This window comes from Candidatus Vagococcus giribetii (assembly GCF_017316185.1).
Classification (GTDB): domain Bacteria; phylum Bacillota; class Bacilli; order Lactobacillales; family Vagococcaceae; genus Vagococcus; species Vagococcus giribetii.
The window spans coordinates 53,634-71,938 of the sequence record NZ_JAFLVX010000018.1; the positions used below are offsets into that span (position 1 = coordinate 53,634).

17 protein-coding genes and 1 other RNA gene are annotated in these 18,305 nt (G+C 33.5%); 13 read left to right on the forward strand and 5 right to left on the reverse strand.

Features of this window, described 5'->3' with window-relative positions; genetic code table 11:
• Nucleotides 1–79: 79 nt before the first annotated feature.
• Nucleotides 80–445: a transfer-messenger RNA gene (ssrA, locus tag DOK76_RS06875) on the forward strand.
• 103 nt (nt 446–548) lie between these two features.
• On the opposite strand, the gene DOK76_RS06880 is transcribed toward ssrA, so the two are convergent.
• On the reverse strand, nt 549–929 hold the full coding sequence (locus DOK76_RS06880) for a site-specific integrase (protein ID WP_370590106.1): 381 nt from the start codon (nt 927–929) through the stop codon (nt 549–551).
• 409 nt (nt 930–1,338) lie between these two features.
• Between DOK76_RS06880 and DOK76_RS06885 the strand changes: the two genes are divergently transcribed.
• The 6 genes from DOK76_RS06885 (at nt 1,339) to DOK76_RS06910 (ending at nt 5,559) form a co-directional block, all read left to right on the forward strand.
• Complete coding sequence (locus DOK76_RS06885; protein ID WP_206966132.1) at nt 1,339–1,728, forward strand: hypothetical protein; 390 nt, start codon at nt 1,339–1,341, stop codon at nt 1,726–1,728.
• Nucleotides 1,729–2,110: 382 nt separating this feature from the next.
• The gene (locus DOK76_RS06890) at nt 2,111–2,749 is read left to right on the forward strand and encodes an alpha/beta fold hydrolase (protein ID WP_206966134.1); all 639 of its coding nucleotides are present in this window, start codon (nt 2,111–2,113) and stop codon (nt 2,747–2,749) included.
• A 90-nt stretch (nt 2,750–2,839) separates the two neighbouring features.
• The gene (locus tag DOK76_RS06895; RefSeq protein ID WP_206966136.1) at nt 2,840–3,352 is read left to right on the forward strand and encodes a hypothetical protein; all 513 of its coding nucleotides are present in this window, start codon (nt 2,840–2,842) and stop codon (nt 3,350–3,352) included.
• Entirely contained in the window at nt 3,349–3,900 is a 552-nt protein-coding gene (locus tag DOK76_RS06900; protein WP_206966138.1) for a histidine phosphatase family protein, read from the forward strand. Before DOK76_RS06895 ends, DOK76_RS06900 begins: the two co-directional genes overlap by 4 nt.
• A gap of 173 nt (nt 3,901–4,073) precedes the next feature.
• Complete coding sequence (locus DOK76_RS06905; RefSeq protein WP_206966139.1) at nt 4,074–4,976, forward strand: DUF4238 domain-containing protein; 903 nt, start codon at nt 4,074–4,076, stop codon at nt 4,974–4,976.
• A gap of 127 nt (nt 4,977–5,103) precedes the next feature.
• Complete coding sequence (locus tag DOK76_RS06910; RefSeq protein ID WP_206966141.1) at nt 5,104–5,559, forward strand: GNAT family N-acetyltransferase; 456 nt, start codon at nt 5,104–5,106, stop codon at nt 5,557–5,559.
• A 436-nt stretch (nt 5,560–5,995) separates the two neighbouring features.
• Here DOK76_RS06910 and DOK76_RS06915 read toward each other — a convergent pair whose 3' ends face one another.
• Genes DOK76_RS06915 through DOK76_RS06925 form a run of 3 tightly spaced genes read right to left on the reverse strand, consistent with a single transcriptional unit; the run spans nt 5,996 to nt 8,480 of the window.
• Entirely contained in the window at nt 5,996–7,201 is a 1,206-nt protein-coding gene (locus tag DOK76_RS06915; protein ID WP_206966154.1) for a hypothetical protein, read from the reverse strand.
• A 14-nt stretch (nt 7,202–7,215) separates the two neighbouring features.
• A complete protein-coding gene (locus DOK76_RS06920) occupies nt 7,216–8,103 on the reverse strand; it encodes an ATP-binding cassette domain-containing protein (protein ID WP_206966156.1) in 888 nt (295 codons plus the stop codon).
• A complete protein-coding gene (locus DOK76_RS06925) occupies nt 8,100–8,480 on the reverse strand; it encodes a GntR family transcriptional regulator (RefSeq protein ID WP_206966158.1) in 381 nt (126 codons plus the stop codon). The genes DOK76_RS06920 and DOK76_RS06925 overlap by 4 nt, the downstream gene beginning before the upstream one ends.
• 179 nt (nt 8,481–8,659) lie before the next feature.
• Here DOK76_RS06925 and DOK76_RS06930 point away from each other — a divergent pair, with 179 nt between their 5' ends.
• The 3 genes from DOK76_RS06930 to DOK76_RS06940 all read left to right on the forward strand — a co-directional run bounded on the left by DOK76_RS06930 (nt 8,660) and on the right by DOK76_RS06940 (nt 11,627).
• Entirely contained in the window at nt 8,660–10,096 is a 1,437-nt protein-coding gene (locus DOK76_RS06930) for an NCS2 family permease (protein ID WP_206966160.1), read from the forward strand.
• Between the two features lie 112 nt (nt 10,097–10,208).
• Nucleotides 10,209–10,415, forward strand: a complete 207-nt coding sequence (locus DOK76_RS06935) for a hypothetical protein (RefSeq protein WP_206966162.1) — start codon at nt 10,209–10,211, stop codon at nt 10,413–10,415.
• A gap of 3 nt (nt 10,416–10,418) precedes the next feature.
• Nucleotides 10,419–11,627 (forward strand): multidrug efflux MFS transporter, encoded by a 1,209-nt coding sequence (locus DOK76_RS06940; RefSeq protein ID WP_206966164.1) that lies wholly within the window; start codon nt 10,419–10,421, stop codon nt 11,625–11,627.
• 37 nt (nt 11,628–11,664) lie between these two features.
• On the opposite strand, the gene DOK76_RS06945 is transcribed toward DOK76_RS06940, so the two are convergent.
• Nucleotides 11,665–11,853 (reverse strand): YjzD family protein, encoded by a 189-nt coding sequence (locus tag DOK76_RS06945; RefSeq protein WP_206966166.1) that lies wholly within the window; start codon nt 11,851–11,853, stop codon nt 11,665–11,667.
• Between the two features lie 136 nt (nt 11,854–11,989).
• On the opposite strand from DOK76_RS06945, the gene dnaE reads away from it, so the two are divergent.
• From dnaE to pyk, 3 genes are all read left to right on the forward strand, one after another.
• Entirely contained in the window at nt 11,990–15,319 is a 3,330-nt protein-coding gene (gene dnaE / locus DOK76_RS06950; protein ID WP_206966168.1) for a DNA polymerase III subunit alpha, read from the forward strand.
• Between the two features lie 203 nt (nt 15,320–15,522).
• Nucleotides 15,523–16,485 carry a 6-phosphofructokinase gene (gene pfkA, locus DOK76_RS06955; protein ID WP_206966170.1) on the forward strand — a complete coding sequence of 321 codons (963 nt, stop codon included), beginning with the start codon at nt 15,523–15,525 and terminating at the stop codon, nt 16,483–16,485.
• 53 nt (nt 16,486–16,538) lie between these two features.
• Nucleotides 16,539–18,293, forward strand: a complete 1,755-nt coding sequence (gene pyk, locus DOK76_RS06960; RefSeq protein WP_206966172.1) for a pyruvate kinase — start codon at nt 16,539–16,541, stop codon at nt 18,291–18,293.
• Nucleotides 18,294–18,305: the final 12 nt, after the last annotated feature.

Here is an 18,305-nt window from a genome sequence, read left to right on the forward strand (position 1 = left end):
TGAAAAATCTCTTCAAGCGAAGAGATTTTTTATTTGATAAATGTTGAAACTATGCTATACTGATTGTTGTTATAAATAAGGGGGCGTTATGGATTCGACAGGCATAATTGAGCTTGAATTGCGCTTCGTAGGTTACGTCTACGTAAAAACGTTACAGTTAAATATAACTGCTAAAAACGAAAACAATACTTTCGCTTTAGCTGCCTAAAAACAGCGAGTGAAGATCCTCTCGGCATCGCCCATGTGCTCGAGTAAGGGTCTCAAAATTAGTGGGATACGTTAAATTTTTCCGTCTGTAAAGTTTAAAAGAGATTATCAGACTAGCGATGTTTAGGGCCTGTTATGCGGCATGAGGCAAAGCGAAATTTAAATAGTATGACTATAAGCGTAGATGTTTAAGTAGCAATGTGTTTGGACGCGGGTTCAAATCCCGCCGCTTCCATCTTATTTTAAAGAAAAGGTCTTATAAACGTTGATACATCAATGATGTGTTAGTGTTTGTAAGACCTTTTTCTTATGCTTAAATACGGTTTTGAATACGGTTAGGTCTAAATACCAACGTATTTGGCAAATATATCGGCAGTTTGTTCTTTCTTTTCTTTTGATACGTGAGCGTAAATATTTAGGGTTGTTTGAATGCCTGAGTGACCTAATCTTTCTTGTACTTCTTTGATACTTGCTCCTGCTTCAAAGAGTAGGGAACAATGAGTATGTCTTAGGCTATGAGTTGTTATTCTTCTCATGCCATATTTTTTTTCTAATCGAAGTTGGTACTTTCTAGTGATGCGAGGTTGCAGCAGCTCATTAGATAAATTACTAAAAACTAACTGAGATTTTTTCAATGTGTTATGTCCTCTAGTGAAATACTCTTTTTTTGAGTCACACGCCATTTTTAATATCTCGATTGTTTTATCATCTACACTAATCACACGCTTAGAATTAGCCGTTTTAGGGGTTTGGACTAGTAACCTATTGTCTATCCCTCTTGTAATGATGCTTGGTAGTTGTTTTACAATGTAAAATGACTACTGAGTTTTTTATTTTATAGAATCGCCAAACTCAATTTTGCTCTCGGTAATGAGGCGAAAATCCCGCAGACCCGATGGAGATATTTCCTTGGGTAAAATATGGTGGTAGCATACATATATCAATGAATATGACAATACAATTTTACCCTCTCTTAAATATTTGATGTAGCTCGCCACACTTTTGTGGTGAGTGTTATTATCCACCCTTAACTTTAAGGCGGGCACAGATTTGTGCTGGCTGAAAATTCACTTAACAACGGTTATTTTATTGGGTATAATTAAAATAATAAATGAGACGAGAGGCGTTAAAATGGGGATGACGAATGCTCTATCTAAAATGTATGATTTAGTTTCAGGAAGTAATGACCCAGTTTTATTAAAAGCGATAATGGAAGTTCAACAAGATTTGATTAAAATACAAGAAGAAAACAGAAAACTTAGGCAAGATGTATATGAGTTTGAGAATGAAAAAAGGTTAAAATCAGAACTAAAATATGAAAATAACGCATATTTTAAGAATGGAAATAAGAAACAAGCATTTTGTACTAATTGTTATGATAATGAAGGAAAGTTAATAACAATGACATGGGATGTTCATGCATATTCTACCGAGTTTACGTTCGCTTGTCCGAATTGTAAGAATACTTTTGAGTCTAAAATTGAGCATAAGCTCGACACCGATTATTTTAAAGATCTTTAATTTTTTTTCAAATATAAAATAATTCGCCCGTGGTAATGAAGATTTTTGAATACGTGATTGAATACGGTTAGATTTTTAACCATGTTTATTTATGATTAAAAACTAACTTAATTGTGATTATTTAATAGTAAGAAACTATTATTGTTTGGTAGTGGTTAGGTAGCCTAAGCTCTCGCCGCATCCATTATTTCTAACTTGTTAAAGAGCTGTTAAATCAGTTTTTTGACAAGTTTTTTTGTATAGTTACCTTTCTGAAAATGAATAGCCACTGATTTTCTAATATTAGTCCTTTAGTCTGATTGTAGTCGTTCGGTTAAATGTTATGTTTAATATACAGTAAAATAGAAGTAAATAAAAAAACTATTTATAAAGGGGTGATTTGATGACTAAGTTGATTATTTTGCATGGTTTAGGACAAACTATTAAGGATTGGGATAATGTGGTAAAAAATTTAGATTGTGATTGTTTAGTTTTCAATTTATTTGAGGGTATTACGTCGGAGTCGACTATCACCATAGAGAGTATGTACTCAGAAGTATCAAATAAATTAGATAGTATTAATGAACCATTCTATCTATCTGGATTATCTTTAGGCGGACTGTTAGCTCTTATGTATACAACTAGGAATAACAATCGTCACATCAAAGGAATAATTGTATCAGGAGCCATTTACAAATCGATTCCTAAGTGGATTAATAATATACAAACGGCTATTTTTCAACTGCTTCCTAAATCAAATTTTGAGAAAATGGGTTTGAATGGTAAACAAGCAATAGACTTAATGAAATCCATTGATCTAGATTTGGAAGAGGATTTAAGTAAAATAACATTACCAACTCTCATAATTTGTGGAGAAAAAGATAAAATTAATTTAAAGTCCTCAAAACAAATGAGCCAACTAATAAAGGAATCAGAACTTCAAATTGTTTTAAATGGTGGACATGAGTTGAATAAAGATAAACCTTTAGAGCTATCAAAATTAATTACCAACTTTATAGGTTTAGTAGAGGGAAGTTACTAATCTAGTAGCTTCTTTTTTGTATTAACACTCACAAACCTATTCTATTTGTATTCTAATAATGGTATCTTAATTAAAAGGATGTGTTATATCGTGAAAATAGGAAAGCTTTTATTTCTTCCGTTACTCTTTTTAATGTTAAGTGAATGTAGCTCAAAGAAAGATAATGCTATAGAGTCTTCAACTCAAATGAATCCTAAAGAGGAATCAACAAATACTACTAGTCAAACTAGAGAGATAAATATAGACTTTATTTGTGGGGAATGGCAATCAATTAACGAAGATGATGACTATTATATGGTAATTGATAAAATAAATGATAAGACTATAAAATATTCAGATAACCTCGAAAGAAAAGGCAGTCAAGAACTGACAATAGAAGAAGTATCAAAAGATTCAGTGACAGCTTTAACAAAGGATGAAAAAAATAGATACATTTTTATCTATTCGAAGAATGACACATTAACGTCCTTTTTTGGAGTTAATTCATCTTATTATTCAGATAAGGGAGAAAAAGCACCAGAAGGATTATCGAAGCCAATTGAATATAGTCTTTTATTAAAGTGTGGTACAGAAGAGGTATTAAATGGAGGAGTAAAAAGATGAGACAAGTTTATTTTGTTCGTCACTCACTAAGAGATTTTACAATCAGAGAAGACAGAGAAGTTCCTTTAACTGTTGAGGGAATGAAGTTGGCTAAAGAATTAAAACCATTTTTTGTTAATAAGGATATATCAAGAATTTACTCAAGTCCTTATCTTAGAGCTGTTCAGACTATAGAACCCTTAGCAGAGTTACTAAATATAGACATCATTTTAGTGGAAGAGTTAAGAGAAAGAACTGTAGGTGACTGGGTGGAGAATTTTTCTGAATTCTCAAATAGCCAATGGAAAGATTTTGATTACAAATTAGAAAATGGTGAATCTCTAAATCAAGTCCGACAACGCATAGTTTCTGTCTATGAAAAAATTCTGAAACAAGAAGAGTCCAATATTATCATAAGTGGTCATGGGACATCTTTAGCAATTCTATTTAACGCTATATTGGATGGGGATTTTGGATTTGAAGATTTTCACAAAATGAAGATGCCAGATATTTATTGTGGAGTATATTCAAACAATCAACTGATAACTTTTGAGCATGTTTTAGATTAAAAGTTAAAATTGATGTTAAAAAATATTATTTTTTGAAGTTATAAGAAAATTAATTCAAATGATGTTATCCTAGTCAGTTAGTTAGGAAGAAGAGTAAAATTAATCGAATTTATTTTATGAGTTGAATATAGTATTTTCAAAAGCTATTCATTTGATAAGAAAGAGGAAGTTATATGAAGAAAGAGTATGTGAGGAAACAACATTATATTCCTCAATATGCTTTAAAAGCATTTCAAACTGGGAAAAAAGGGATTCCTTTTATTAATTTACATCATGAACCTATTAAATTAAGATATTCGCAATCTCGCGATTTGATGCAAGAAAAAGATTTTTATGAAATAAAAAATGAAGATGGAAACTACATATTTCGTAATTATATTGAAGATAGTTATGCAATTTTGGAGAATAAAATTAGCTCTGATTTTAATAAGTTTGTCACATTGTCTTTAAATAATAATTTTCAAGAGGAATTCAAGAAGATGGTGGATACAGGTGAATGGTTTTCGATCGAGGCCTCCTTACTTTTGCATATAATATCAACGATGGTTAGAGGTATTGGAATTAAACACATTTTTAAAGAAAAATCAGATTTGCCAACTAACTTTAAAAAGCTTTATTATTTAATGTTTACAACAAGTAAGGAAGTAGCCACTCAATTTGCCAATGAGATTTTTTACAAAGACGAATTAGAATTAGCATTACACATTATTAAAGAAGATGAACTAGGCTCGCCACAATCACTATTAAGTCATCATATTTTTGAGAATTATCAGATAAGAGTCTGTTCAACTGAAGAAGGTAAAGAGTTATTTTTGTCTGACAATCCAGTTATTGTTCAAAAATTTGAAGGTGAAGACTATATTTTTCCGATATCGCCAAATATTTGCTTAATACTTGTTCCTTTGAACGTCAAAGATGATAATATTATGGTAAATCCTAATATCTATCCATTAACAAGTAAACAGGTTGATAGTATTAATGAGGAGTCTATCCTTAATACAGAGCGATTACTAATTGTTTCATCTAATGTTGATATAGGGTTTATTGAAAATGTAATGAAGAGACATCTCAAGTAAACGAATACACAGATTTAATAGTGAAGCATACTCACTTCCCAGTTGCTTTAAAACCAATTTTAGGTAATAATGTTGTGACAAAAACAAATTTTTGTCTTTAGAAATGTAATATTGGAGGAGTATTAGATTGATAAAAAAATTGGAGACGTTACAAGAAAATGAATTAAACGCTATTATGGCGATTTGGCTCGCTGCAAATAAAGAAGCTCATTCCTTTGTTGATTCAAACTACTGGGAAGAAAATACGAGTTTAGTTAGATCAATGATGCCTGAAGCCACAATTTATGTGGTTGAAAAAGATGAAAAGATTGTTGGTTTTGCAGGTATGATGGAAGATTATCTTGCTGGTATTTTTATTACTAATGAATATCGCAGTCACGGATTAGGTAAAGCTTTATTAGATGAAATCAAAAAAGAACACAATCAATTGAGTTTATCAGTTTTTGAAAAAAATAAAGGGGCTTATCAGTTTTATTTCAGAGAAGGTTTTCAAGTAAAGAATACCCAATTAGATGAAGAGGTCAATCAAATTGATGTCACCATGACGTGGCAAGAGAATAAAGAAAGAGCGCTAAAGGATTAACCTTTGCGCTCTTTTTAACTATTTGCTTGTTGTTTCACCCATGATGAAACTTAAGCTATAATCTAATTTTAAAAATGAAATTAGTTTGGAAAAAGTAATGTTTTTCTTTTCCATGAGACTGATACCTCCCTGAATTAAAATGGACCTTATTCTCGAGAGTTTAAAAAAGTATTTCTAAACTGCTTTTGGTAAATAAGACTCACAATTTTTTATTGTAAAGGTCAAATCCCTATTAGTCAATAAATTTACAAAAAAAGACTGACGATTTTCACGTCAGCCTTAGATTTGTAAAGAGAGTTAATTGATATTATTTATCCCCATTCCCTCATAGAAGAAGTCTTCCCTCAATAAACTCAAAAATCCTCTCATTACAATACGTTTCTATAAATACAGTATATTATTTATAAAAGATTAAATCAAGAGATATGACTTTATATTAATTGAAAATGTTTATTTTATTGATAATTCTTGATTTTTTGTTAAATAATAAAAATTCGCTTGCTAGGAAGAAAACAATAAACATTAGTAAAATGTATGACACATTAAAGAATAATTCACTCTTAGTTAAAGGCGTATCAGGTAATAGTGTCGTTAAAATAGTCGTTGTTGTTGTAATTGTCATACCGTAAATAATCATAATAACTTGGAACAATCGGTTAAATTGAGGAACCATTAAAAAGTCTCCTGTTTGTTCAAGTGAAATCTTTTTGAAAATACTATTCCCTAAAACTAATGCCAGAATAGCCAAAACAATAATAGTGACTAATGACAAAACATTTATGCCTAAAGTAGTCGTTTGAGCAACTGGTAGGTATCTAGTCAATGCGTTAGCTGATACTGTGTAAGTTATATCAGATTCATTAACGAAAAAGTTCGAATAAACCATGTCTACGTTAGATAAAAATGTTGAAAAAGTGAAAAATAAGACGATGATTGTCGCAATACCATAGAGCCATTCCCCGAATAATAATCCGATAAAGCTACTCAATACAAAGACAGAGATTAGTGTTAACCAACCAGATAGGGTGGAGATTAAATGTTGATACAGAGTAATGTTTAAAAAATCATTGGGAATGAAAAATTGGTAGGCGAGTAGTGAGCCGAGTTTTCCAATTAATAAACTAGCTGCTATTGTTAATCCCACAATTGATAATTTATGCCAGTATATTTCTGAGCGTTTGAAGCGACTTGAGAAAAGGGCAGCAGTAAAGTTGCTTTTTAAGTCAAATAAAAATAGTAAAACACCTGACGAAACAACAATGATTAACATGATTAAAAAATGTTCATTGTAATAGGAATAAGCATTAAAAGCTTGTTGATTTGAATCAGTCTTCGAGTTAAAGACAGTTAGCGTGTAGTCCTTATAATCATCAAAACTATCCGTATAAACAGCGTGCTCTTTTGCCAAATCATAATACAGGAAAATTTTCCCACCTTGACCGTCATCAAAGGAATAAGAGTCCTGTATTTGTTTATCAAAATCAACTGTAGCTGCTTTTGAATGAAGATATTTATAATCATTTTTCCATGAGGTGACACCAGCAACTGTTTGGAAAAAGTAAATGCCTAAAATCAACGATACAAGTAAGATGAGTGCTGGTTTATACCTTAAAATCAACACTCTTTTTAAAGACGGGTTCATAAGATCTCTCCTTTTTAATGAAACAATTGATAGTCTGATTCGTTAGTAAACTGAGAAGCAAAAATATCTTCTAGTGTTAGTGGAACTTCATCGAACAAGACTGGATCAAGTGCTAAAATCTCTTCATATAAGTCATCCGTCATTTTATCAAAAATACCAATCAAGACACGTCCCTGTACCTGAATAATCTGACAATTTTGTTTAATAAGCCCAGGAACTTCTTTTTTCTGAAAGACCATTTGATATTTTTTTGAGACTTCTTTTACTTGGTCTAAATCAAAGTCTTTATAGATTTTACCTTGATGCAAGATAATCGCGTGATCAATCAAACTCTCTAGCTCAATCAGGTTATGAGAGGATATCATAACACCGCATTGGTTAAAGCTAACTTCATGTAGAAGTAAGCTTAAGACTTTTTTCTTCACAATCATATCTAGACCATCAAAGGGTTCATCGAATAAATAATAAGTCGCACGACAAGAGAAGGCTAAAATCATCTTATACAAGGCTTGATTCCCTTTAGAGTACTGGCTAATTTTGAAGTCTTGATTAAGCTCATACTTTGTCATTAAACTAATGTATTTTTCCATATCAAAATTTGAGTAGAACTCTTGATAGTAACGAGCGATTCTTTTAGGTTTTTGATTAGACAAGAAGTGAAAATTTTCATCTAAATAGAAGATTTTTTCTCTTAATTTTGGGTATTTGTAGAGAGATTGCTCTTCTATAAAGACATCACCTTGCTCTTTTTGATACAAATGAGTCATAGTTCTAAAAAGAGTGGTCTTTCCAGAGCCGTTTCTTCCTATTAGTCCGGTGATTTCACCTAAGTTTATTTCAATAGAAATGCCGTCTAAAATGGGCTTTTTATGAAGATGTTTTGTTAAATCCACAACTCTCATTTTTTCTCTCCTACTTTTTCAAAGAATTCTGTTACCCAATTTTGAATCGTTTCTTCTTTAATCGCGTGATAGTGCATATCGAGTAATAGCAAGCCTAACTCTTTTTTTAGTTCTTTTTCCTTCATGATAGAAGGTGGCATTGTTCGGATGTTTTTAATAAAGATTCCTTTTCCTGGCAATATCACGATAAGTTCTTCTTTTTCTAGGTTTTTATAAGCACGATTAACTGTGTTTGGATTAATGTTTAAGTTTATCGCAAATTCCCTAACAGATAACAAACGATCTCCAGGAGAAAGGACGCCATTAATCAATTGGTTTTTGATATTTAACTCAATTTGAGTGTGTAAAGGGGAGCTGCTAATGTTATTTAGTTGCATGTCAATTCCTCCTATTCTCTTTCAATTTTAAATTAGATAGCCTATTTGTCAATAATAACCTGTTTTATGAGAGAAAGTCATCTTTTTTCAGAAAAGTATTGCTTAATTTTTAAGAGATAGCTATAATAATAATCGTAAACACGAACGTATAAATAATTAAAAGGGTGGATTATTAAGAAATGGAAAAGTTTTTTAAGTTAAAAGAAAATGGGACAACAGTTTCAACTGAAATTATAGCGGGATTAACAACATTTTTTGCTATGAGTTATATTTTATTCGTGAATCCGTCAATTCTTTCTTTATCAGGAATGCCATTTCAAGCAGTATTCTTGGCGACTATCTTGAGTTCTGTAGTAGGAACATTGGTGATGGGATTATTTGCGAACGTTCCTTATGCCCAAGCACCAGGAATGGGATTAAATGCCTTCTTTACTTTTACAGTGGTATTTGGTTTAGGTTATTCATGGGAACAAGCTTTAGCAATGGTGTTTCTATGTGGGATGATTAATATTGTTATTACAGTGACTAAATTAAGAAAACTGATTATTAAATCAATTCCTGAGAGTTTACAACATGCTATTGGTGGAGGAATCGGAATATTTGTCGCTTATGTAGGAATTAAAAATGCAGGCTTTCTACAATTTACCTCAGATGCTAATGCGATTGTGTCATCGAATGTAGAAGATGGTGCTGTAACGAATGTTGTTTCTAATGGTGGGATTGTTCCGGCATTAGCTAACTTTAATAACCCAGCTATTTTACTAGCTGTTATTGGATTAGTCTTAACAACAATTTTAGTGATTAAACAAGTTCGCGGAGCTATTTTAATTGGGATTGTCGTGACGTCTTTTATCTCAATTCCTATGGGAGTTGTTGATTTATCAAGTATTAACTTTGCAGAAAATTCATTATCAAACTCATTTAAAGAGTTAGGAACAACTTTTGGAGCAGCTTTTGGACCTAATGGGATGCCGTCTTTATTTGCAGATGCTTCAAAAATTCCTCAAGTATTATTAACTGTTTTGGCATTTAGTTTATCGGATATTTTCGATACGATTGGAACATTTATCGGAACAGGTCGTCGTACTGGTATTTTCTCTAAAGAAGATGAAGAAGCAGTTGAAAATAGTAGTGGAATCCATTCGAAAATGGATAAAGCGTTATTCTCTGACGCGATTGCAACAAGTGTCGGAGCAGTTTTAGGAACAAGTAATGTAACCACTTATGTGGAAAGTGCAGCAGGTATCGGAGCAGGTGGACGTACAGGCTTAACTTCAGTTGTTGTGGCAGGTCTATTTTTATTAAGTAGTTTCTTATCACCGATTGTTGCAGTTGTGCCACCACAAGCGACAGCACCAGCCTTAATCTTAGTTGGTGTTATGATGATGGCGTCATTCAAGGAAATCAATTGGACAGATTTAGATGATGCTGTGCCAGCTTTCTTCACGTCAATTTTCATGGGGCTATGCTATAGTATTTCATACGGAATTGCAGCAGGTTTCATTTTTTACGTAATTATCAAAGTGATTAAAGGAAAAATGAAAGAAATTTCTCCTGTTCTTTGGATTGTGACAGGTCTTTTCCTAATCAATTTTATTGTCTTAGCTATTCTATAAGTCTTAAAACAAACAAGTTGAAACTGGCTTGTTTGTTTTTTTATGCAATTTAATAGAAAATAGACGTAAAAAGGAGTAGAATGGATGTTAACTATTTATAGGGAGTGGTTGAATGGAAGAATTGGAAAGAACTGCTTTATTACGAGATCTTGATGCAATTCTCACTAGAATAGAGGATTTTGATTGGGAGTATCGTTTAGATCGGTTCACAGAAAAAGTTGAGACTGAAAGAGTATCAGCTACGAACGTATTAAATGAAATGGAATTATCTGAAAATAGTCATTTTTTAGAAAATATTGCTAAGGAGATGACGAACTAATTAATGAAGATTGACTGGAAAAAGAATTTATACATCGCGTGGGTTGGATGTTTCTTTACGGGAGCCAGTTTTAGCTTAGTTATGCCGTTTATCCCTATTTACATCGAGCAATTAGGGGCTCCAGCAGATAAAATTGAGTTTTATGCCGGTTTATCAATTAGTGTCACCGCTTTTGCAGCTGCTATTGTGTCTCCACTCTGGGGTAGCTTGGCAGATAGGCGAGGAAGAAAGTTGATGATGATTCGAGCAGCAGCCGGAATGACCCTTACAATGGGATCTTTAGCATTTGTTCCTAATGTGACGTGGTTGTTAATCATGCGTTTTTTAAATGGTATTTTAGCAGGCTATATTCCAAACGCCACAGCGATGATTGCTTCACAAGCACCAAGAGATAAAAATGGTTGGGCTTTAGGGACCTTAGCAACTGGTGCAGTCGCAGGTAATCTAATAGGTCCGTCATTAGGAGGTTTTCTAGCGCAAACAGTAGGGATTCAAAACGTCTTTATTGTGACTGGAACGATTCTCTTAATCAATACCTTACTAACTGCTTTTTTTGTTAAAGAAGATTTTAAACCTATACCAAAGAAAAATATGATGTCGACAAAAGAGGTTTTCCAATCAGTTAAAAACCCATCTGTTTTAATTGGTTTATTTGTAACCACTTTGATTTTACAAATTGGTATTACAAGTATTAGTCCGATTTTGACCTTATATATTCGTCAACTAGGTGGAGACATGGATAATATTTTATTTGTGAGTGGACTGATTGTCTCTGTTGCGGGAGTATCTACTTTTATTTCATCACCTATCCTTGGTAAAATTGGTGATCGAATTGGGAGTCAACGTGTTTTGTTTAGTGGATTGATACTTTCTTTCTTATGTATCTTACCTATGGCTTTTGTGGAGACGCCTTTTCAATTAGGGGTTCTACGCTTTTTAATGGGCTTTTCGACAGGGGCGTTAATGCCATCTATCAATGCACTAATTAGTCAATCAACACCAGCCGCTGGAGTGAGTCGTATTTTTAGTTTTAATACGATGTTTACTAACTTTGGTCAAGTGGCAGGACCTTTAGTTGGTTCAACTGTGGCTAATGGGTTTGGTTACTCAGCTGTTTTTGTGGCAACAAGCCTTTTAATTGTGGCTAATATCACTTTAACATTCTTTAACTTTAGGGGGAGTTTATCGTTTAAACATCCATTTAGATCATAAAAAAATAAGCTAAACTCAAACGAGTCTAGCTTATTTTTTATTTTGAATCAGCTTTATTTTTTTTAGGTACAGCCACTTCACCGATAATCATGATAATGATGGCCATGATAACAGAAACGATTGCAACTTGCATGAAGTCATATGTTCCGTTTGTCAAGGCTAGGCCGATGTATCCAACAACCTGTCCTAAAACAAGTGTCCAAAAAAGAACAATTAGTTTACTCATAGTAGTAGGCACCTCTTTTCCCCAATAGTTTACCAAGCTTGAAGAAAAATGTAAAGTTAAGATAGAAATTAATAAGATAAAGATTAAAAAGAATTATGTTATACTATTACTAAAATAAGTGACGTGGAGGAACGAGATGAATTTAGGGCAATTACAAGTATTAACTTCCTATTCTTTATTAAAAAGTACGAATGACATTCCTAATTTAGTCTCAACAAGTAAAGAATTAGGTTATCAGTCTCTTGCTATTACAGATATTAATGCCATGCATGGTGTTATTGAATTTTATAAAACATGTCTAAAAGAAGGTATCAAGCCAATCATAGGATTGACACTCACCTATCATAGTAAACAAGCTCAGAATCAGGAGTTTGAACTGATACTTTTAGCAAAAAACTTAACAGGATACGAACAACTACTGCAGATTTCTACCCTACGAATGGAAAGAGAAGAATCTGCGTATTTTTACTTAGAAGAGGTTGAACACTATTTAGAAGGGATTATTGGTATTTCTCCTTCAAGTGCTGAAAAAAGTGAGCTGTTATATTGTCAACAACAAGATCAAGCTCTTTTTGAAAAAGAGGTCAAATACTTACAAGCTCTTTTTGCAGCAGGTGACTTTTATCAAGGTTTAGTCATCCATCAAAGAGATGAGCTAACTAACAAGGCCTTTTTTGAGCGATGCCAAGCAGTTAATTTAGAAATAGTAGCTTTATCAGATGTACGCTACTTAGTGCCAAGTGATCACTTTTCTGTTAGTGTGTTAAGACATATTGACTCAGGTGAAAAAATCCAAGTCGATGTTAACCAAACTTCAGGTCCTTACTTCCTTCCAAGTAAAGAAGGTTTTGAACAATCATTTAAAGAAGCTAGTTTAAATCAAGCCTTAGCTAATAATGAGGCAATCGTATCTAAGTGTCAGCTAACTATTCCATTAAATCAAACCTTACTACCTAGTTTTCCAATTGAAAATGGCGCTAGCGCCAAAGAGTTATTAGAAGAATTGTGTTTAACAGGTTTAGGTATACGTCACGTTAAAGAAGATCCCATTTATTTAGATCGCTTAAAAATGGAGCTATCGGTAATTCATGACATGGGCTTTGATGATTATTTCTTAATTGTTTGGGACGTGATGAAATACGCTAGAGACCACGAAATTGTTACGGCTTGTCGTGGTTCAGCAGCTGGTTCTTTAGTGTCATATGCTCTTCAAATTACTAATGTGGATCCAATTGCTTATGGCCTCCTGTTTGAGCGTTTTTTAAATAAAGAACGTTACACCATGCCAGATATCGATATGGATATTCCTGATAACAGGCGAGAAGAGCTACTTCAATACGTGAATAAAAAGTATGGCTATCATAAAGTTGCTCAAATTGCTACTTTTGGTACTTTAGCAGCCAAAATGGCTTTAAGAGACGTGAGTCGTGTGTTTGGTCTCAATCAAAATGAAGCTAGTGCATGGGCTAACGCTGTTCCAAATGTCCTTAAAATCACACTAGAGCAAGCATTTAACCAATCTGCTAAGCTAAGAGAATTAGTGGGGCACTCAGAAAAAAACACCTTATTATTTGAAACAGCTAAAAAAATTGAGGGGTTACCTCGTCACGTATCGACTCATGCGGCAGGTGTTGTGATTAGTGATCAAGAGCTAACGGAATTTATCCCGCTGCAAACAGGGACGAATAATATCCCGTTAACTCAACTCGCAATGGGTGAAGTAGAAGAAATCGGCTTATTGAAAATGGATTTTCTAGGACTTAGAAATCTATCCATTATCGGTAATACCTTAGAGTCAATAAAATATCTTTATAACAAAACCATTGATTTAGAAAAAATCCCGTTAGATGACGAGGAAACTTTAAAGTTATTCCGACAAGGAGCAACTATCGGGGTCTTCCAATTTGAATCAGAAGGCATTAAAAAAGTATTGAGAAAATTAGGCCCTACTTCTATAGAAGATATTGCATCAGTTAATGCCTTATATCGTCCAGGTCCAATGGAAAATATTGATTTATTTGTTAATAGAAAAAAAGGGAAAGAGCCAATTGTTTATCCTCATAAAAATCTTGAGCCTATTTTAGGCTATACCTACGGCGTTATTGTTTACCAAGAGCAAATCATGCAAATTGCGTCACTTATGGCAGGATTTAGCTTAGGACAAGCTGATATTTTAAGACGAGCTATTAGTAAAAAGAAAAAAGACGTCTTAGATACTGAGAGAGATCACTTTGTTAAAGGGTCCATTGAACAAGGCTATACGAAAGAAGTTGCTGAAGAAGTCTATCAATACATTGAAAGATTTGCTAATTACGGGTTCAACCGTTCTCATGCTGTTGTCTATGCAGTGTTAGCTTACCAAATGACCTACTTAAAAGTTCACTATCCTGAATGTTTCTTTTCATCTTTACTTCATTCCGTTAGAAATAACCCTGCAAAAATTAAAGAATACATGAATGAAGCGAAGAAATTTGATGTGAAAATCTTACCTCCTGACATTAATAAAAGTGATTATAGTTTTAAATTATATAAAGGAAATATTTTATTCGGCTTTTCAAGTCTAAAAGGAATCAGAAAAGATTTTATTCAGCACATTGTAACCGTGAGAAAAGAAGGTGGGACCTTTAGCTCTCTCGAAAACTTTTTAATCCGAATAAATGGTAAGTGGTTAAAAGAAGGTAATATCTTACCTCTGATTTATATTGGAGCATTCGATAGTTTGCACGGAAACCGAAAACAACTGGTTATGGATTTAGATAGTTTAATTCGTAACATCGAGTACAGTGGTGGCAGTATGGATTTATTAGATGTTCTGAGTTTGAAAAAAGACCAAGTGGCAGACTTCACTCTTGAAGAAAAACTAAATCAAGAAGCTGAATATCTAGGTAGTTATGTATCAGGTCATCCGGTTGATGGTTTTAGTCGACTAAAAAAAGGAAGACAAATACGTGAATTAGTTGATACAGAGATTGGGGATTCTGGGCAATTTTTAGTTTATGTGACGCAAGTCAAAAAGATTAGGACTAAAAAAGGGGAATCCATGGCTTTTCTATCTGTGAATGATGGAACAAAAGAGATGGATGTGACTATTTTTCCTAAATTATTCAGGCAAATAAACCAGGATATTTCAGAAAATAAAGTCTACCTCATTTCTGGTAAAGTTACTGAAAGTCAATACAATAAAATGCCACAATTATTAGCAGATAAATTAGAATTTGCAGAAAATGTGCCTAGTTTTGAGGGCCAAAAAAAATGCTATATCAAGATAAGCAAAGAGAATGATCAATTATCTATCTTGAATCAATTAAAGCAAACACTTATGCTTCACAAAGGTGATTGTCCAGTTATCTTAGTTTTTGATACTAAGAATAGATTGCTTGACGATACTTTTTGGGTGGAAGAAAAAGAAGAAGTTATTTCATCTGTTTTCAAAATTCTTGGAAACAACACTATCATTTTTCAGTAAAAAAGTTGGGCAAATCGCTCAAAATAAACCCTAGTTTTATGTCAAAGTGAATAAAATAACTATTTTCATATTTTTTTCATTAAATTTTACGATTAATGAAAGACTTTTTTCTCAAACAATGGTAAAATGATTTTTGGATTTAAGTATTTTATACATAATCAATTTAAGTATTATCAAATTAGTTAAAGTGAGGGAATACGCTTATGAAACGCATCGCTATTTTAACAAGTGGAGGAGACGCTCCAGGGATGAACGCTGCTGTTCGTGCAGTAACAAGAAGAGCTATCTACGAAGGAATGGAAGTCTACGGAATTAACTACGGTTACGCTGGATTAGTAGCTGGAGATATTCGTAAATTAGATGTGCCAGATGTTGGTGATATTATTCAAAAGGGTGGAACTTGTCTATATTCAGCTCGTTACCCTGAATTCGCAACTGAAGAAGGCCAATTAAAGGGAATCGAACAATTGAAAAAATTCGGTATTGAAGGTTTAGTCGTTATTGGAGGAGATGGTTCTTATCATGGAGCATTAGCCTTAACTAAACGTGGTTTCCCAGCTGTTGGTATTCCAGGAACGATTGATAATGACATTCCAGGAACTGACTATACAATTGGTTTTGATACTGCTATTAACACAGTATTAGATGCTATCGATAGAATTAGAGATACAGCAACATCACATGTTCGTACATTTATTATTGAAGTAATGGGTCGTGACGCAGGAGACATCGCTTTATGGGCTGGTGTAGCAGGTGGAGCGGACGATATTATTATTCCAGAGCATGATTTTGATATGGCTCAAGTAGCTGAAAAAATCCGTGCCGGTCGTGACCGTGGAAAAAAACATTGTTTAATTATTTTAGCTGAAGGTGTTATGCCTGGTAGTGAATTCGCTAAACAACTTGAAGTTTATGGTGATTTCCATGCGCGCGTGTCTGTATTAGGACATATTGTACGTGGTGGTTCTCCGACAGCTCGAGATAGAGTTTTAGCAAGTAAATTTGGTTCATACGCAGTAGAGCTTCTTAAAGAAGGCCGCGGTGGTTTATGTATTGGTAGTTTAAACAACCAATTAGTAGCTGCTGATATCGTTGAAACTTTAGAACAGAAAAAACATCAACCAGATTTAAGCTTATATGATTTAAACCACCAAATTTCTTTCTAAAAATTTGTGGATCTAAATAGATGATTTAAAATAATAAATAGGGAGCGTTTTTGATGAAAAAAACAAAAATTGTTTGTACGATTGGTCCAGCTAGTGAATCAGTTGAGACGTTAGTTAAATTGATGAATGCTGGGATGAACGTTGCACGTTTAAACTTCTCGCATGGAGATTTTGAAGAACACGGTGCTAGAATTAGAAATATTCGTGAGGCAGCAGAAATTACAGGCAAAACGATTGCTCTTTTACTAGATACAAAAGGTCCTGAAATCAGAACTAACAACATGAAAGATGGTCTTGTTGAATTATCAACTGGAGATGTTGTTCGTATTTCAATGACTGAAGTTGAAGGAACAAAAGAAAAATTCTCAATTACTTATCCTGAATTAATCAATGATGTTGTTGTTGGAAGCCACATTCTTTTAGACGACGGCTTGATTGATTTAGAAGTTATCGAATTAGATAAAGCTAATAACGAAATCGTTACAAAAGTATTAAACGAAGGTGTTCTTAAAAATAAAAAAGGTGTGAACGTTCCTAACGTAAGCATTAACTTACCTGGTATTACTGAAAAAGATGAAGCTGATATTCGTTTTGGTATTGAAAATGATGTTGACTTTATCGCAGCAAGTTTCGTACGTCGTCCAAGTGACGTCTTGGAAATTACTCGTATTTTAGAAGAACAAAATGCGACACATATCCAAATTATTTCAAAAATAGAAAACCAAGAAGGTATTGATAACTTAGATGATATCTTAACTGTTTCTGATGGTTTAATGGTTGCCCGTGGAGATTTAGGAGTTGAAATTCCAACTGAAGATGTTCCTGTGGTTCAAAAAGAAATGATTAAAAAATGTAACGCTTTAGGTAAACCAGTTATTACTGCGACTCAAATGTTAGATTCTATGCAACATAACCCACGTCCAACACGTGCAGAAGCAAGTGACGTAGCTAACGCTATTTACGACGGAACTGATGCAATCATGTTATCAGGTGAAACTGCTGCAGGGGATTACCCAGTAGAAGCGGTACAAACAATGCATAACATTGCTGTCCGTACAGAAGGTGTATTAGTTGATAGAGATGCTTACACACTTAAATTATACAAAAAAGCTGATATGACTGAATCAATCGGTCAAGCAGTTGGACATACAGCTAAAAACTTAGGTATCCAAACAATCGTTGCAGCAACTGACTCAGGTCATACAGCTCGCATGATTTCTAAATACCGTCCAAAATCACATATCGTTGCTGTTACTTTCTCTGATAGAGCAGCAAGAAGCTTAGCATTAAACTGGGGTGTATTCCCACAAGTTGCTGAAAAACCATCATCAACAGATGAAATGTTTGTATTAGCAACAGAAGTGGCAAAAGAAACTGGTTTTGCTAAAGAAGGTGACTTCATCTTAATCACAGCTGGAGCTCCTATTGGACGTAAAGGTTCAACTAACTTAATGAAAATCCAATTAATTGGTGCAGAATTAGGTAATGGTCAAGGAATTGGTCACGCATCTGTATCAGGTAAAGCAATTGTAGCTTCATCAAGTGAAGAAGCTTTAAATACTATGGTTGAAGGAGCTATTTTAGTTCTTAAAACAACTAATAAAGATTACATGCCAGCAATTGAAAAAGCAGCAGCTTTAGTTGTTGAAGAAGGTGGTTTAACTTCTCACGCAGCAGTTGTAGCAATTGCTCAAGGTATTCCAGTAATCGTTGGTGCTGAAAAAGTGACTGAAAGAATTGAAAACGACATGATGATCACAATTGATCCTCGTCGTGGAAACATCTACAAAGGCGAATCAGCATTCTAATTAAGTAAAAAC

Coding starts and splice junctions, on each gene's coding strand:
- pyk (WP_206966172.1), top strand. CDS start 16,539: ATGAAAAAAACAAAAATTGTTTGTACGATTGGTCCAGCTAGTGAATCA.
- DOK76_RS06940 (WP_206966164.1), top strand. CDS start 10,419: ATGAAGATTGACTGGAAAAAGAATTTATACATCGCGTGGGTTGGATGT.
- DOK76_RS06885 (WP_206966132.1), top strand. CDS start 1,339: ATGGGGATGACGAATGCTCTATCTAAAATGTATGATTTAGTTTCAGGA.
- dnaE (WP_206966168.1), top strand. CDS start 11,990: ATGAATTTAGGGCAATTACAAGTATTAACTTCCTATTCTTTATTAAAA.
- DOK76_RS06930 (WP_206966160.1), top strand. CDS start 8,660: ATGGAAAAGTTTTTTAAGTTAAAAGAAAATGGGACAACAGTTTCAACT.
- DOK76_RS06945 (WP_206966166.1), bottom strand. CDS start 11,853: ATGAGTAAACTAATTGTTCTTTTTTGGACACTTGTTTTAGGACAGGTT.
- DOK76_RS06915 (WP_206966154.1), bottom strand. CDS start 7,201: ATGAACCCGTCTTTAAAAAGAGTGTTGATTTTAAGGTATAAACCAGCA.
- DOK76_RS06920 (WP_206966156.1), bottom strand. CDS start 8,103: ATGAGAGTTGTGGATTTAACAAAACATCTTCATAAAAAGCCCATTTTA.
- pfkA (WP_206966170.1), top strand. CDS start 15,523: ATGAAACGCATCGCTATTTTAACAAGTGGAGGAGACGCTCCAGGGATG.
- DOK76_RS06935 (WP_206966162.1), top strand. CDS start 10,209: ATGGAAGAATTGGAAAGAACTGCTTTATTACGAGATCTTGATGCAATT.
- DOK76_RS06890 (WP_206966134.1), top strand. CDS start 2,111: ATGACTAAGTTGATTATTTTGCATGGTTTAGGACAAACTATTAAGGAT.
- DOK76_RS06900 (WP_206966138.1), top strand. CDS start 3,349: ATGAGACAAGTTTATTTTGTTCGTCACTCACTAAGAGATTTTACAATC.
- DOK76_RS06905 (WP_206966139.1), top strand. CDS start 4,074: ATGAAGAAAGAGTATGTGAGGAAACAACATTATATTCCTCAATATGCT.
- DOK76_RS06925 (WP_206966158.1), bottom strand. CDS start 8,480: ATGCAACTAAATAACATTAGCAGCTCCCCTTTACACACTCAAATTGAG.